General features: G+C 68.1%; 10 protein-coding genes. 6 read left to right on the forward strand and 4 right to left on the reverse strand.

Annotated features, from left to right (window positions below; all coding sequences use genetic code 11):
• Positions 1-16 precede the first annotated feature (16 nt).
• The 3 genes from AC3DE2_RS12365 to AC3DE2_RS12375 all read right to left on the reverse strand — a co-directional run bounded on the left by AC3DE2_RS12365 (position 17) and on the right by AC3DE2_RS12375 (position 5,010).
• Complete coding sequence (locus AC3DE2_RS12365) at positions 17-2,920, reverse strand: valine--tRNA ligase (RefSeq protein WP_488426417.1); 2,904 nt, start codon at positions 2,918-2,920, stop codon at positions 17-19.
• Between the two features lie 97 nt (positions 2,921-3,017).
• Positions 3,018-3,440, reverse strand: a complete 423-nt coding sequence (locus tag AC3DE2_RS12370) for a DNA polymerase III subunit chi (protein ID WP_295379412.1) — start codon at positions 3,438-3,440, stop codon at positions 3,018-3,020.
• Positions 3,441-3,537: 97 nt separating this feature from the next.
• Positions 3,538-5,010, reverse strand: a complete 1,473-nt coding sequence (locus tag AC3DE2_RS12375; protein WP_488426418.1) for a leucyl aminopeptidase — start codon at positions 5,008-5,010, stop codon at positions 3,538-3,540.
• 127 nt (positions 5,011-5,137) lie between these two features.
• Here AC3DE2_RS12375 and lptF point away from each other — a divergent pair, with 127 nt between their 5' ends.
• Together lptF and lptG are read left to right on the forward strand one after the other, a co-directional pair.
• Complete coding sequence (gene lptF / locus AC3DE2_RS12380; RefSeq protein ID WP_488426420.1) at positions 5,138-6,217, forward strand: LPS export ABC transporter permease LptF; 1,080 nt, start codon at positions 5,138-5,140, stop codon at positions 6,215-6,217.
• Entirely contained in the window at positions 6,214-7,314 is a 1,101-nt protein-coding gene (gene lptG / locus AC3DE2_RS12385; protein ID WP_295381880.1) for an LPS export ABC transporter permease LptG, read from the forward strand. Before lptF ends, lptG begins: the two co-directional genes overlap by 4 nt.
• A gap of 190 nt (positions 7,315-7,504) precedes the next feature.
• On the opposite strand, the gene AC3DE2_RS12390 is transcribed toward lptG, so the two are convergent.
• Entirely contained in the window at positions 7,505-7,981 is a 477-nt protein-coding gene (locus tag AC3DE2_RS12390; RefSeq protein WP_295381898.1) for an RDD family protein, read from the reverse strand.
• Between the two features lie 89 nt (positions 7,982-8,070).
• Here AC3DE2_RS12390 and xerD point away from each other — a divergent pair, with 89 nt between their 5' ends.
• The 4 genes from xerD to AC3DE2_RS12410 all read left to right on the forward strand — a co-directional run bounded on the left by xerD (position 8,071) and on the right by AC3DE2_RS12410 (position 15,445).
• Positions 8,071-9,024: a site-specific tyrosine recombinase XerD gene (gene xerD / locus AC3DE2_RS12395; protein WP_295381877.1), complete on the forward strand. Its 954-nt coding sequence runs from the start codon at positions 8,071-8,073 to the stop codon at positions 9,022-9,024.
• A gap of 88 nt (positions 9,025-9,112) precedes the next feature.
• Positions 9,113-9,925, forward strand: a complete 813-nt coding sequence (locus tag AC3DE2_RS12400; RefSeq protein WP_488426422.1) for a thioredoxin fold domain-containing protein — start codon at positions 9,113-9,115, stop codon at positions 9,923-9,925.
• A gap of 167 nt (positions 9,926-10,092) precedes the next feature.
• Positions 10,093-14,004: a phosphoribosylformylglycinamidine synthase gene (purL, locus tag AC3DE2_RS12405; RefSeq protein WP_488426423.1), complete on the forward strand. Its 3,912-nt coding sequence runs from the start codon at positions 10,093-10,095 to the stop codon at positions 14,002-14,004.
• A gap of 154 nt (positions 14,005-14,158) precedes the next feature.
• Positions 14,159-15,445 carry a M24 family metallopeptidase gene (locus AC3DE2_RS12410; protein ID WP_488426424.1) on the forward strand — a complete coding sequence of 429 codons (1,287 nt, stop codon included), beginning with the start codon at positions 14,159-14,161 and terminating at the stop codon, positions 15,443-15,445.
• Positions 15,446-15,471: the final 26 nt, after the last annotated feature.

The raw sequence follows: 15,471 nt of genomic DNA on the forward strand, positions 1-15,471 counted from the left end.
GCCCGCCCTGGGTGGCTTACAGCTTGGCGCGCTGCTCGCGCAGGGCGGTGAGCTGATGGGTCCACTCGGCCAGGCGCTGGCGTTCCTGTTCGACCACCGCCGCAGGGGCGTTCTGCACGAAGGTGGCGTTGCCCAGCTTGCCGTTGCACTTGCCGATCTCGCCTTCGACGCGTTTGATTTCCTTGTCCAGCCGGCTACGCTCGGCGTCCAGGTCGACCAGTCCTTCCAGCGGCACCAGCAGCTTCAGTTCGCCGACCACGGCAGCGGCGGACGCGGGCGCCGTCGCTTCGGCGGGCAGCCATTCGATGGCCTCCAGCTTCAGCAGGAACGACAACGAGGGCGCATGCCGCTCCACCCGCGCCCGATCCTGCCCGGTGCCGCCCTGCAGCAGCAGGCGCACGCTGCGCGACGGCGCGACGTTGAGCTCGCTGCGCACGCGACGCAGCGCCGAGACCATGGTCTTGAGCCATTCCACGTCGGCTTCGGCGACACCGAAATCCTGGCCGGCGAAATCCGCGGTCGTCGGATAGGCGCGCAGCGAGAGGGTCGCGTCGGTGATGCCCAGGCGCGGCGCCACCTGTTGCCAAAGTTCCTCGGTGACGAACGGGATCAGCGGATGCAGCAGGCGCAGCAGTGCTTCCAGTACGTGCAGCAAGGTGTGGCGGGTGCTCGTCGCGGCGATCGCGTCGTCGCCATTGAGCGCCGGCTTGGCCAGTTCGACGAACCAGTCGCAGAACTCATTCCAAGCGAATTCGTACAGCGCCTGCGCCAGCAGATCGAAGCGGTAGTTGGCGAAGTGGGTTTCGGTTTCGGCGGTGACCTTGGCCAGGCGCGCGAGGATCCACTTCTCGGCGTCGGTGGCGGGGGTGAGGACTGCGCTGCCCCTGGTCGCCGGGCTGCCCCCATCCGCCCTTCGGGCACCTTCCCCCGCTTGCGGGGGAAGGGAAGAAGAGATGGTCTCCCCCGCTTGCGGGGGAAGGGAAGAAGAGGTGGGCTCCCCCGCTTGCGGGGGAAGGGAGAAGGCGGCCGTGTTCATCAGCACGAAGCGGCTGGCGTTCCACAGCTTGTTGCAGAAATTCTTGTAGCCCTCGGCGCGGCCGAGGTCGAACTTGATGTCGCGGCCGTGGGTGGCCAGCGCGGCAATGGTGAAGCGCAGCGCGTCGGCGCCGTGCTGGGCGATGCCGTCCGGGAATTCCTTGCGGGTGGCCTTTTCGATTTTCTCGGCCATCTTCGGCTGCATCAGTCCGCGGGTGCGCTTGGCGACCAGGTCCTCCAGCGAGATGCCGTCGATGATGTCGAGCGGATCCAGCACGTTGCCCTTGGACTTGGACATCTTCTGGCCGTCCTTGTCGCGGATCAGGCCGGTGATGTAGACGTCCTTGAAGGGCACTTGGCCGGTGAAATGATCGGTCGCCATGATCATGCGGGCGACCCAGAAGAAGATGATGTCGAAGCCGGTGACCAGCACCGACGAGGGCAGGTAGCGATCGTAGCCGCGCGCGGCCATGGCCTGCGGATCCGGCCAACCCAGGGTGCTGAACGGCCACAGCTGCGAGGAGAACCAGGTTTCCAGCACGTCGCTGTCCTGGGTCAGCGCAACGTCGGCGGACAGGCCGTGCTTCGCGCGCGCCTCGGCCTCGTCGCGGCCGACGTAGCAACGGCCTTCGGCGTCGAACCAGGCCGGGATGCGATGGCCCCACCAGAGTTGGCGGCTGATGCACCAGTCCTGGATGTTCTCCATCCAGTGGCGGTAGGTGTTGATCCAGTTCGGCGGCACGAATTTCACGCTGCCGTTCTCGACCAGTTCCAGGCCGCGGCGGGCCAGTCCGTCCATCTTCACGAACCACTGGTCGGTCAGGTAGGGCTCGATCACCTGGCCGGTGCGATCGCCACGCGGCACCTGCAGCTTGTGCGGCTTGGTCTCCACCAGCAGGCCGGCTTCCTCCAGATCCGCCAGCACCGCCTTGCGCGCCTCGTAGCGATCCAGTCCGCGATACTTCTCCGGAGCGTTGTCGTTGATGGCGGCGACGGGAGTGAACAGGTTGATCAGCGGCAGCGAGTGGCGCACGCCGACCTGGTAATCGTTGAAATCGTGCGCCGGGGTCACCTTGACCACGCCGGTGCCGAATTCGCGATCGACGTAGTCGTCGGCGATGACCGGAATCTCGCGATCGGTCAGCGGCAGCTTCACGCTTTTCCCGATCAGATGCGCGTAGCGCTCGTCTTCCGGATGCACCATCACCGCGACGTCGCCGAGCATGGTCTCCGGGCGGGTGGTCGCCACGGTCAGGTGGCCGCTGCCGTCGGCGAGCGGATAGGCGATCGACCACAGGAAGCCGTCTTCCTCGACGTTCTCCACTTCCAGGTCCGAAATCGCCGTCTTCAGCACGGGATCCCAGTTCACCAGGCGCTGGCCGCGGTAGATCAGGCCTTCCTCGTGCCAGCGCACGAAGGCCTCGATCACCGCGCGCGACGGTTCCGGATCCATGGTGAAGGTGCTGCGCGACCAGTCACCGGAGGTGCCCAGGCGACGCATCTGCCGCTCGATCATGTCGCCGGATTCGGCCTTCCATTCCCAGACCTTGCCGATGAAGCCTTCGCGCCCGAGCCCGTCACGGGTCAGGTTCTCCTGGCTCAGATTGCGCGCCACCACCATTTCGGTGGCGATGCCGGCGTGATCGGTGCCGACCTGCCACAGCGTGTCGAAGCCGCGCATGCGGTGGTAGCGGATCAGCGCGTCCATGATCGTCTGCTGGAACGCGTGGCCCATGTGCAGGGTGCCGGTGACGTTCGGCGGCGGCAGCAGGATCGTGTACGGCTGGCCCTCGCCGCGCGGCTTGAAGTACCCGGCGCTTTCCCACTCGGCGTACAGGCGGGATTCGAAGGTCTTGGGATCGTAGCTGGAGGCGAGGTCGGTCATTTGGGACGGGATTCGGGATTGGGGATTGGGGATTCGTGATGGCGACGGGATGCATCCAACGGCATCTCCAATCCCCAATCCCGAATCCCGGCGACAACTACATGTCGTACTTGTTCACATCGAAGCCGCGCGCCTTGTATTGCTTCCAGCGCTCGCGCAGCGGGTCGCGCGCGGCCGGGTCGGCGGGCACCACTTCCAGCACGCGGTCGCAGGCGCCGGCATAGGCCGCGTCACGCAGGTTGATCACCAGCGTCCGCGACGGCGCATCGATGTCCGGCGTGGCGATCAGCACCGGGGTCAGATCGTCTTCCTCATCGGTGCCGGCGATCTGGTGCGGGATGTAGGCTTCCTCGTCGAACGACCACAACAGCTCGTCCAGTTCTTCGGCCTGTTCGGCATCACGCGCCAGGATCAGCGTCCAGTGGTTGCCGTCGTACGCCTTGCGCGCCAGTTCGCATACCAGCCGCAGCGGCTCCTCCAGGAACCGGGGCTTGGCGATGAGGTAGAAGTCGGCGCGCATGTCGGGGCTGGGATTCGTGATTGGGGATTGGGGATTTGCGAAAGCGTCTTCAGTGGATTCGGGATTCATGCCTGGCACGAATCCCGAATCCCGAATCTCAAATCCCGGCCCGGTCCAGCAACCACTGCGTCAGCAGGCCGACCGGGCGGCCGGTGGCCATGCCGCGCTTGCCCTCGTCATTGGCCACGCCGGCGATGTCCAGGTGCGCCCAGCGCTGGCCTTCGGTGAAGCGGGCCAGGAAGCAGCCGGCGGTGATCGCGCCGGCCCAGCGGCCGCCGATGTTGTAGACGTCGGCGAAGGTGGAATCCAGCTGGGTCTGGTACTCGTCCCACAGCGGCAGGCGCCAGGCGCGGTCGAACACCTGCTCGCCGGCGGCCAGCAGTTCGTTGGACAGATCGTCGTGCTTGCTCATCAGGCCGGTGGCATAGCGGCCCAGGGCGACGATGCAGGCGCCGGTCAGGGTGGCCGCGTCGACCAGGGCCTGCGGCTCGAAGCGCTGCGCGTAGGTCAGCGCGTCGCACAGGATCAGGCGGCCCTCGGCGTCGGTGTTGCCGACTTCGATGGTCTTGCCGGACATGCTGGTGATGACATCGGACGGACGATAGGCGTTGCCGTCGATGGCGTTCTCCACCGCCGGCACGATCACCACCAGGTTCAGCGGCAGCTGCATCTTCACCGCGGCCACGAAGGCGCCGATGACGCTGCCGGCGCCGAGCATGTCGTACTTCATTTCCTCGATGCCGCCCTGGGTCTTCAGGTTGACGCCACCGGTGTCGAAGGTGATGCCCTTGCCGACCAGCACATAGGGCTTGGCGTCGCCGCCGTTGTTCCACTTCAGCACGATCAGGCGCGGACGATTGGCCGAGCCGCGGGCCACCGCCAACAGCGAGCCCATGCCCAGGGTTTCCATCTGCGCCTCGTCCAGCACTTCGCATTCGGCGCCGTGGTCGGCCGCGAACTTCTGCGACTGCTCGGCCAGGTAGGCCGGGTTGCAAATGTTCGGTGGCAGGTTGCCGAGCTCGCGGGTGAACTGCACGCCGGCGGCGATGGCCATGCCCTGGGCCAGCGCCTGGGTGTCGTCGCCGGACACCGCGAAGCGGGCCAGGCCCGGCTCGTCGTTCTTCTTCTTGCCCAGGGTGGCGGTGTAGCGGTAGCAGGCGTGATCGGCGGCGATCACGGCCTGGCGGATCTTCCAGGCGGCGTCGCGGTCCTTGACCTCGACCTCGGCCAGGGTGAACAGCGCGCTGGCCGAGGGGCCGGTCTTGAGCGTGCGGGCGGCGTCGCCCACCGCCTTCAGGTACTGCGGGACCCCGAACTTGGCGGGCTCGCCCAGGCCCACCACCAGCACGCGCGGGGCGGTCACGCCCGGCAGGTCGTGCAGGAGGGCGGTGCGGCCGGTCTTGCCGCTGACGTCCCCGCGCGCGACCAGGGCCGCCAACCGGCCTCCGCTGGCGGCGTCGATGGCCTGCGCGGCCGGGGTCAGGGTCTTGTCGGCGTAAGCGCCAACCACCACGCAGTCGAAGCCGGCGCTGGCCGGGGCGTCATGGTTCAGGGTGAATTCCAGGGTCATTGAGCAGATTCCATGGCCAGTTCCGTACAATCGCGGGTCCTGTCGAAGGGCGGGCTTCCCGTGCGGAAGCGCAAGACCGCCGTCTGCCGACGCCAGCGAACGAACCCCGGATTGTAAAACAAGCACGATGCCGAAGCTGGACCGCTACCTGTTCCGCGAATTCACCCAGAGCTTTCTGGCCACGCTGATCATCCTGCTGATGGTCAGCGTGGGCGGGGTCATGGCCGACATCCTGGGCAAGGTGGCCGACGGCAAGGTGCCGGCCCGGCTGCTGCTGTCCCAGCTGGGCCTGCAGTTCCTGGGTTATCTGCCCTACATCCTGCCGCTGGCGCTGATGCTGGGCCTGCTGCTGGCCTTCTCCCGGCTGTACCGGGACTCTGAAATGGCGGTGTTCACCGGCACCGGCGTGGGCCCGCGCCGCCTGCTCAGGCCGCTGTTGATGGTGGTGGTGCCGGTGGTGGTCGCGGTCGGCCTGTGCTCGCTGTGGCTGGGCCCCTGGGCCAAGCGCACCGCCGAGAACATGCTGGACCAGGCCAACCGCAGCCTGGTGGTGTCCGGCCTGGAGGCCGGCAAGTTCACCGTGCTTTCGAATGGCACGGTGGTGTACGTCAGCGGGATTTCCGCGGACGGGACCACCCTGGAGCGGGTATTCATGCATCGCCAGAAGGACGACCGCCTGGACGTGGTGACGGCCCAGAACGGGCAGATGTTCTTCGAGGGCCAGCGCAAGCGCTACCTGCGCCTGACCGACGGATTCCGGGTCGAGGGCCCGGCCGGGGAGGGCCTGGACTACCGCCTGATGCGCTACGCCAGCAATGAATCGGCGCTGCCGGACCGGACCGACACCCTCGACCAGAACGACCCCGAGGTGCTTTCCACCGCCGCCCTGCTGGGCGACGAGCGGCCGGGGGCGAATGCCCAACTGCACGCCCGGCTGACCCCGCCGCTGCTGGCGCTGGCGTTCGCCCTGCTGACCCTGCCGCTGTCGCGCAGTTCACCCCGCCAGGCCCGCTATGGGCGGGTGATGCTGGGATTCCTGGGCTATCTGGTCGGAGTAAGCCTGATGTTCAACGGCACCCAGTTGCTGGCCGACGGCAAGCTGCCCGGACTGGTCGGCCTGTGGTGGCTGACCCTGCCATTGCTGGCCGGGGCCATCTGGTTCTACCTGCGTGATGGCAAGCTCGGCCGTCCGAGGGCGCGCGCATGAGGCTGCGTCCGAACCTGCACGATCTGTACGTCGGCCGGGTGGTGCTGGCGACGGTGCTGCTGACCTGGGCGGTGCTGGTCGGCCTGGACGTGGTGATGGCGCTGTCCAACGAGGTCAGCGACATCGGCAAGGGCAACTACACCTTCGGCCACGCCGTGGCCTGGATCGCCTACACCGTCCCGCGCCGCGCCTACACGATGTTTCCGACCGCCGCGGTGATCGGTTCGCTGATGGGCCTGGGCCAGCTGGCGGCGAGTTCCGAACTGACCGCGCTGCGTGCGCTGGGTCTGTCGCGCCGGCGCCTGAGCATCTCGGTGGCGGCAGCGCTCGGCATCCTGACCGCGGTGATGGTGTTCAGCGGCGAGACCCTGGGCCCGTGGGGCCAGCGCCAGGCCGACATGCTGAAGAACAGTGCGCGCAGCGGTGACGTGGCGATGGATCGCTTCTACGGGCTGTGGGCACGCGAGGGCAACACCTTCATGTATGCGCAGAGCGGCGAGGAGCGCAAGGAGGAGGGCCGCAACTGGCTGCAACTGCGCGATGTCCGCCTGTATGAGCTTGCCCCGGACGGGCGCCTGGCCTCGATCGCGCACGCGGCGACCGCCGAGCACCTGCAGGGGCATTGGCTGTTGAAGAACGTGCGCCGGACCACCTTCCACGCCCGTTCGGTGACCCAGCAGCAGGTGCTGGGCGAACGCTGGGAATCCAAGCTCGACGCGGCCGTGCTGTCGTCGGGACTGACCAAGGCGCGCAACTTGCCGACCCGCGAACTGGGCCGGAACATCGACTACCGCAAGCGCAACGGGCTGGATGCGCGCGAGTACGAGGATCTGTACTGGAGCCGCTGGTTCTATCCGCTCAACGTGCTGGCGTTGTGCCTGGCGGCGATTCCGTTCGCGTTCGGCAGCCTGCGCAGTGGCGGCATGGGCAAGCGGCTGTTCCTGGGCATCATCTTCGCGGTCAGCTTCTGGGCGCTGCAGCTGCAGTTCGTGCGCCTGGCCAGCGCGTTCCACCTGGATTTCCGCATCGCCTATGCGATGCCGCCAATCCTGCTGCTGGCGGTGTCGGCCTGGATGTTCCGACGGCGCAGCGCCTAAGCGTGGGCGCCGCGCGCATCCCGACCCACGAAATGCAGGTGGTGCGGGGCGCGCTGACGAAAGCACGAGTGAGCGTTCCTGCTTCGGCGGGCCGGTCGTTCGACCGCAGCCGGAACCTCATATGGCGCCTTGCTTCTCGTCGGAAGGACGGTGTTGAACGCGCCCCGTCGCGTCATTGAAAACGGACGTGTCAGCGCTTTTGCTTCGGCAACCGGATCATCCGCGTTCCGCTCGCGCGGTCATGCCACGTCAACCGTTCCCGGTCCATCCAGGCCCACCAGAACCCCAGTCCCGCCAGTGCCAGCGACAGGCTGGCGACGGCGAAGCGCACCCACAACGCACGCCTTGATGGCGCGCCGCCCCGCGCATCCACCACCTTCAATCGCCAGGGACGCATGCCCAGGGTCTGTCCGCCACGGGCCCAGCTGAGCGTGGCGTAGAGGCCGGCGACACTCCAGCAGCACAGCCAGAGCAGGAGTTGCAATGGGCTGTAGGGCGCGATGTTTTCGCGCGCGGCGTGATGCCCGAGGAAGGTGTAGCCCAGGGTGAAACCCAGGGAAATCAGCATCCACAACGCCAGCACCGGCCAGACGTCGTAGAGCAATGCCAGCAGGCGCCAGCCGATCAGGGCGCGGGGTTTGTCGGTGGATGCGGCGGTCGCGGTCATCGCGAAAGGATAACGTGCCACCAACCGGCGCGTATCCGCGAATGCATGCCGGCATGCGGGTTCCCAGCGATCTGTCCTAAGCTTGCGCGATGAACGCCCGCACTCCCGCCGATCGCCGCCAACGGGTACAGGCGCTGCCGCCCGTCCCCGACGCGGATGCGGATGTCATCGCGGCGTTCCTGGACGCCACTTGGGCCGAGAGCGGCCTGGCGCGACCGTCGCTGGACAGCTATCGACGGGATCTGGAAGGGTTCGCGCGCTGGCGCAACGGTGCGCACGGCGGTCTGGCGCGGGCCGATCGCGCCGCCTTGTTCGACTACTTCGCCTGGCGCACGCGGGAAGGCTATTCGCCGCGCAGCAATGCGCGCCTGCTGTCGTCCCTGCGCGCCTTCTTCGCCCATCGCCTGCGCCGCGGCGATCGCGCCGACGATCCGACCGCGCTGCTGGATCCGCCCAAGCTGCCACGCTCGCTGCCCAAGGCGCTGGCCGAGTCGGAAATCGACGCGCTGCTGGCGGCGCCGGCTGTCGACACGCCCGAAGGACTGCGCGATCGCGCGATGCTGGAACTGATGTATGCCGCCGGCCTGCGGGTCAGCGAACTGGTCAACCTGCCGGCGACCGCGGTCAACCTGCGCCAGGGCGTGATCCGGGTGACCGGCAAGGGCAGCAAGGAGCGGCTGGTGCCGCTGGGCGAGGAATCCCAGCATTGGCTGGAAACCTACCTGGCCGGGGCGCGGCCGGCGCTGGCCGGCAAGCGCAGCCTGGCGGCGCTGTTCCTGACCCCGCGGGGCGAAGCGCCGACCCGCCAGCAATTCTGGACCCTGGTCAAACGTTACGCGGCGGTGGCAGGTATCGATCCGGTCCGGATCAGTCCGCACGGCCTGCGTCACAGTTTCGCCACCCATCTGTTGAATCGCGGCGCGGATCTGCGCGCGTTGCAGTTGCTGCTTGGCCACAGTTCCCTGTCCACGACCCAGATCTACACCCTGGTCGCCCGCGAACATCTCAAGCAACTGCACGGCAAGCACCATCCCCGGGCCTGAGACGCGGTTAATCGAACCGGCAAGGTGCTGTGCGAGAATCGGCGGAATCCCGACTGGCCGCCTGCGGCGGAATGAACACGAAATGCCGATGACCCGCCTTCTCTTCGCCGCGCTGCTGGGCGCACTCAGCCTGAGCGCCTGTGCGCAGGCCCCGCAGGCGCCTGGCGCCGACGCCAAGGCCACGCCGGCCAATGCCGCCGTGGGCGGCAGCGCCACCGATGCCAAGGTGCGCGAGGCCATCAAGCGCCTCAACCCGCAGATCAGCATCGAGTACATCGGCGTCGCCCCATTGCCCGGTTTCCGCGAAGTGATCGCCGGCGGCCAACTGGTCTACATCAGCGATGATGGCCGCTACCTGGTGCAGGGCGCGGTGGTCGACTTGCAGGGCGGCAACCGCGAACTGATGAAGGGCAGCCCGGCGATGGCGCGCTACCGCTCCGAGCTGATCAAGTCGGTGCCGCACGCCGATCGCATCGTGTTCTCGCCGCCGAACGCCAAGTACACCGTCAGCGTGTTCACCGACATCGAATGCGGCTACTGCCGCAAGCTGCACAGCGAAATCGCCGAGATCAACCGCCAGGGCATCGCGGTGGAGTACCTCGCGTTCCCGCGCATGGGCCTGGGCAGCCAGGACCACAAGGACATGATCTCGGTCTGGTGCTCCAGCGATCGCAAGAAGGCGCTGACCGAGGCCAAGTCCGGCCGCCCGGTGCAGTCGCGCGATTGCACCAACCCGGTGACCATGGAATACAACATCGGCCAGCGGGTCGGCGTGGACGGTACTCCGGCGATCTTCGCCGCCGACGGCACCCAGCTGGGCGGCTACCTGCCGCCGGCGGCGCTGCGCAAGGCGCTGGACGAACTGGCCGCCGAGCAGGCCAAGGCCGGCGGCGCGCCCTGAGCCCCGCCCTGCAGGCCGGTCCCGTCACCGGGGCCGGCCTTTTTCATGTCCGCGACCCCGTCCGCCGGGCCGCCCGGGTCGGCCCGACCCCGGCATCGGGCCCGCGGACCCGGCCTCCGTTACAATAGCGGGCCCCGTCCTGACGGCACGCTCCCACGGTTCCGGACATGATCGTCCTCGAAGGCCAACCGGCCTTGTCGCAATTCCGCCGCGCGCGGCTCGAAAGCAAGCTCCAGTCCCTGGTCCCCGAAGTCCGCATCCGCGGCGCCTGGTACGTCTATTTCATCGATGCCGATGCGTCGGCCCGGCTCGATTCGACCACCCTGTGCCGGATCCTGCAGGCCCACGACCAGCCCGAGCCGCTGGCCGCCGGCAGCGTTTCCCGCTTTGTGGTGCCCCGCCTGGGAACGTTGTCGCCATGGGCCAGCAAGGCCACCGAACTGCTGCGTGGCGCGGGCCTGGACCTGCACCGGGTCGAGCGCGGCGTGCGCATCGACCTGGAAGGCTGGACCGACGATCTGCCCGCGCTGGCCAAGGCGCTGCACGACCCGATGACCCAGTCGCTGCTGGACGCGCGCGAGCAGGCCTCGGCGTTGTTCAGCACCCCGGCGCGCGGCGAGCTGGAACGCATCGCGCCGGCCGACCTGGAAAGCGCCAACGCGCGGCTGGGCCTGGCCCTGGCCGACGATGAAATCGCCTATCTGCGCGAGCGTTACCAGGAGCTCGGACGGAATCCGTCCGACGTCGAGCTGATGATGTTCGCGCAGGCCAACTCCGAGCATTGCCGGCACAAGATCTTCAACGCCTCCTGGACCATCGACGGCAAGGAGATGCTGGTCAACGGCGGCCCGCAGTCGCTGTTCCGGATGATCAAGCACACCCACGCGCAGACGCCGCAGTACACGCTGTCCGCGTACCGCGACAACGCGGCGGTGGTGGAGGGCTATCCGGCCGCGCGGTTCCGTCCGGATGCGCAAGGGCGCTACCAGGTCGAGGCGACCCTGGACTCGGCGTTCTGCATCAAGGTCGAGACCCACAACCATCCCACCGCGATCGCGCCGTTCCCCGGCGCCAGCACTGGCGCCGGCGGCGAGATCCGCGACGAAGGCGCGACCGGTCGCGGCGGCAAGCCCAAGGCCGGCCTGACCGGTTTCAGCGTTTCCCACCTGCGCATCCCGACCCTGCCGCAGCCCTGGGAAGCCGAGCGCGTGCTCAATCCGCGCATGGCCCCGGCGCTGGAAATCATGCTGGACGGCCCGCTGGGCGGCGCCGCGTTCAACAACGAATTCGGCCGCCCGAACCTGCTCGGTTACTTCCGCAGTTTCGAACTGGCGCAGGGCGACGCGCTGGCGCGCGCCTACGACAAGCCGATCATGCTGGCCGGCGGCCTGGGTGCGATCGATCGCGGCCAGGTGCAGAAGAAGACCCTGTCGCCGGGCGATGCGGTGATCGTGCTCGGCGGCCCGGCCATGCTGATCGGCCTGGGCGGCGGCGCGGCCAGTTCGGTTGCCTCCGGCGAGAGCGCCGAGGACCTGGATTTCGCCAGCGTGCAGCGCGACAACCCGGAAATGGAAAGGCGCTGCCAGGAAGTCATCGATCGCTGCGTGGCGATGGGCGAGGACAATCCGATCCTGTGGTTCCACGACGTCGGCGCGGGCGGCTTGTCCAATGCCATCCCGGAACTGCTGCACGACTCCGGTGTGGGCGGCGTGATCGACCTGGGCAAGGTGCCCACCGACGATCCTTCGCTGTCGCCGATGCAACTGTGGTGCAACGAATCGCAGGAGCGCTACGTGCTGGGCGTGCCGCAGGCGCGCCTGGCCGAATTCGCCGCATTGTGCGAGCGCGAGCGTTGCCCGTTCGCGGCGGTGGGCGTGGCGACCGCGGAGGAGCGCCTGGTCGTGGCCTACGGCGCCACCCCGGATTCGATTCCGGCCGACGCGCCGATCAACCTGCCGATGGACGTGCTGTTCGGCAAGGCGCCGAAGATGCACCGCGACACCCGCCATCCGGCGCCGGCGCCGTGGCCCGCGCTGGACACCGCGAAGCTCGATCTGCACGAGGCGGGCCTGCGCGTGCTGGCGCATCCGACCGTGGCGGCCAAGCAGTTCCTGATCACGATTGGCGATCGCAGCGTCGGTGGCCTGACCGCGCGCGACCAGTTGGTCGGTCCATGGCAGATGCCGGTCGCCGACTGCGCCATCACTCTGTCGGACTACAGCCGCTTCAGCGGTGAGGCGATGGCGATCGGCGAACGCACGCCGCTGGCGCTGCTGGATGCCGCCGCCGCCGCTCGCATGGCGGTGGGCGAGGCGATCACCAACCTGTGCGCCGCGCCGATCGAGTCGCTGGATCGGATCAAGCTGTCCGCCAACTGGATGGCCGCGGCCGGCCATGACGGCGAGGATGCGCTGCTGTTCGACGCGGTCCGCGCCATCGGCATGGAACTGTGCCCGGAAATCGACATCAGCATCCCGGTCGGCAAGGATTCCCTGTCCATGCAGGCGCAATGGCAGGGCGAGGACGGCGCGCGGAAATCGGTGTCGCCGGTCTCGCTGGTGATCAGCGCGTTCGCGCCGGTGACCGACGTGCGCGGCCAGCTCACTCCGCTGCTGCGGCGCGAGGAGGCCAGCGATCTGTGGCTGATCGGCCTGGGCGCGGGCAAGAAGCGCCTGGGCGGTTCGGTGCTGGCGCAGGTCCATCCCGATGCCGGTGGTCGCGACGGCCTGCCGGCCTTCGCCGGCGAGGATGCCGACGATGGCGTGCCGGATCTCGATGACCCGCAGCGCCTGCGCGATTTCTTCGCGCTGATCCGCGATGCGCGCGAGGCGGGCCTGCTGCTGGCCTACCACGACCGCAGCGACGGCGGTGCCTTCGCGACCCTGTGCGAGATGGCGTTCACCTCGCACCTGGGCTTGGACATCAACCTCGACGGTTGGGGCGACGATCCCTTCCGCACCCTGTTCGCCGAGGAACTCGGCGCGGTGGTGCAGGTGGCCGACGAGGACCGCGCCGCGTTCGCGGATCTGGTCGAACGCCACGCCCTGATCGAATGCGCGCAGCGCATCGCCCGCCCGACCACCGCGCCGGTGGTGCGCGTGCACCAGGATGGCGAGAGCCTGAGCGAATGGCGCTGGGAAGCCCTGTTCGATGCCTGGTGGTCGGTGACCCACGCGATGCAGAAACTGCGCGACAACCCGGAAGCGGCCGATCAGGAACGCGCCGCCGCGCGCCAGTTCGGCGGCGCCGGCCTGAAGCCGAAGCTGACGTTCGATCCGGCCGAGGACGTGGCGGGGCCGTTCATCGCCACCGGGGCGCGTCCGAAGGTGGCGATCCTGCGCGAGCAGGGCGTCAACGGCCAGATCGAGATGGCGTCGATCTTCGATCGCGTCGGCTTCGATGCCTACGACGTGCACATGAGCGATCTGATCGCCGGTCGTGTCTCGCTGGCCGACTTCAAGGGCTTCGCCGCCTGCGGTGGTTTCAGCTACGGCGACGTGCTCGGCGCCGGCCGTGGCTGGGCCACCTCGGTGCTGGAACGCAGCGCGCTGCGCGAGGCGTTCGCCGCGTTCTTCGCGCGTGGCGACACGTTCTCGCTGGGTGTGTGCAACGGCTGCCAGATGCTGAGCCAGCTGAAGGACATCATTCCCGGCGCGACCCACTGGCCGCGCTTCCTGCGCAACCGCAGTGAACAGTTCGAGGCCCGCACCTCGCTGCTGGAGGTGCTGGAGTCGCCGTCGATCTTCCTGCGCGGCATGGCCGGTTCGCGCATCCCGGTCGCGGTGGCGCACGGCGAGGGCCGCGCCGAGTTCGACAGCGGTGTCGACCAGGCCGCCGCGCGGGTCGCGTTGCGCTACATCGACGGCGACGGGCAGGTGGCCACGCAGTACCCGCTCAACCCGAACGGTTCGCCCGACGGCATCACCGGCCTGACCAGCGACGACGGCCGCTCCACCATCCTGATGCCGCACCCGGAGCGCACCCCGCGCAGCGTCAACCTGAGCTGGGCGCCAGCCGACTGGCCGGAGGATTCGCCGTGGCTGCGGATGTTCCGCAACGCGCGGGTCTGGGTGGGCTGAGCGCCCGCGTCATCACGACGAACGCAAAGCGGCGCCCCCGGCGCCGCTTTTTTCTGGGAACAGGCTAGTGCCCTGAGGCCGGATGCTTGGACCGCAAGCAAGGCAAAGCCACCAGGCAATGTGGATGCATATTAATTCATTCAAATGAATTAATATGCATCTCGAAACCCCCATGGAGCAAGACATGTCCCGCATTCCCGAACCCCTGTCGCTCGCAGAACGAGACCGGCGCTGGAACCTCGCACGGTCGCTGATGCAGGCCGAACGCCTCGATGCCCTGATCGTCTACGGAGACCGGGAGGCCGCCGCACCCGCCAACTTCTCCCCCGATTGCTACTTCACCAATGACCGGCCAGGCTCGATCGTGGTGTTCGTCGGCGACGAGGCCCCCAGGGTGCATACCTTCGCATCGCTCATGGTCGCCGACCACATCCAGGCGGCGTTGCGTGGAGACCTGCAATGGGTGCCGCCCGAACAGTTGTTCGTGGGCAAGACCGGCCGCGATGTCGGCGCGTGGCTGGCCAGCCGCAAGCTGGATGGCGCGCGCATCGGCGTGATCGGCCTGGAACCCTATCCACCGTTCTATTTCGACGGCGCGCTGCCCGCGCGAACCATGCAGGGCCTGAGCGAGGCCCTGCCGCGGTCGGAGTTCGTGCCCGTTTACCGCGCCTTCTTCCAGCGCGCATCGATCAAGAGCGAGGAAGAGTTGGGCCTGGTGCGCTATGCGGCGCATATCGGCGAGGCGATGAGCGAAACACTCCGGGCCACCGCGCGGCCGGGCGTGTCCGAGGCCGAGCTGGTGGCGGCGGTGAGCGGCACCTGTTTCTCCATGGGCGGCTATACGGCCGAGATCCTGCTGGGCTCGGGCCCGGACTACGTCGGCTGGGGGCCGCCCGCATGGCAGTACCGTGCGCAGCGGCCGCGGGTACTGCGGGAAGGCGATATCGTGTTGTCCGAGATTTTCGCGCTGTACGGCATGGTGGAGACCCAGCATCAGGCCGCCGTCGCCGTCGGCGAGGTCCATGCGGACATCCTGCGCGCCGCCGAAGTGGCGCGTGAGAGCTATGAGGCCGGACTGGCGGCTCTGCGCGCAGGCAACACATTCGGCGATCTGGTGGATGCCATGGAGGCACCATTGCTCGCATCGGGAGGCTGGCACGTCCACCCGCTGGTCCACAGCATCAATCCCTATGGCCCGGTCGGCTTCGGCACCGCGCCTGGCATAGAATCGCTGCCCGAGGCGGCGGCCTACAAGCAGCCCAGCCGGTTGCCCACGGTGGGCCGGGAAGTGCCGTTGCAGGCGGGCATGTGCTTCGCATTCGAGCCGAATTGTGCATTCGGACGCCATCTTGCCAACATCGGCGGTACGGTCGTCGTCGGCGAACGCGAAGGCGTGGCGCTCAACGAGAATTCGACGCGGTTGATGCACGCGCACGCTTAGATGCGCCAAGGCGGAAAGGAAAACAG

Source organism: Pseudoxanthomonas sp. 68-E7 (assembly GCF_057773145.1).

Coding starts and splice junctions, on each gene's coding strand:
- lptF (WP_488426420.1), top strand. CDS start 5,138: ATGCCGAAGCTGGACCGCTACCTGTTCCGCGAATTCACCCAGAGCTTT.
- AC3DE2_RS12375 (WP_488426418.1), bottom strand. CDS start 5,010: ATGACCCTGGAATTCACCCTGAACCATGACGCCCCGGCCAGCGCCGGC.
- xerD (WP_295381877.1), top strand. CDS start 8,071: ATGAACGCCCGCACTCCCGCCGATCGCCGCCAACGGGTACAGGCGCTG.
- AC3DE2_RS12390 (WP_295381898.1), bottom strand. CDS start 7,981: ATGACCGCGACCGCCGCATCCACCGACAAACCCCGCGCCCTGATCGGC.
- AC3DE2_RS12400 (WP_488426422.1), top strand. CDS start 9,113: ATGACCCGCCTTCTCTTCGCCGCGCTGCTGGGCGCACTCAGCCTGAGC.
- lptG (WP_295381880.1), top strand. CDS start 6,214: ATGAGGCTGCGTCCGAACCTGCACGATCTGTACGTCGGCCGGGTGGTG.
- AC3DE2_RS12365 (WP_488426417.1), bottom strand. CDS start 2,920: ATGACCGACCTCGCCTCCAGCTACGATCCCAAGACCTTCGAATCCCGC.
- AC3DE2_RS12370 (WP_295379412.1), bottom strand. CDS start 3,440: ATGCGCGCCGACTTCTACCTCATCGCCAAGCCCCGGTTCCTGGAGGAG.
- AC3DE2_RS12410 (WP_488426424.1), top strand. CDS start 14,159: ATGCATCTCGAAACCCCCATGGAGCAAGACATGTCCCGCATTCCCGAA.
- purL (WP_488426423.1), top strand. CDS start 10,093: ATGATCGTCCTCGAAGGCCAACCGGCCTTGTCGCAATTCCGCCGCGCG.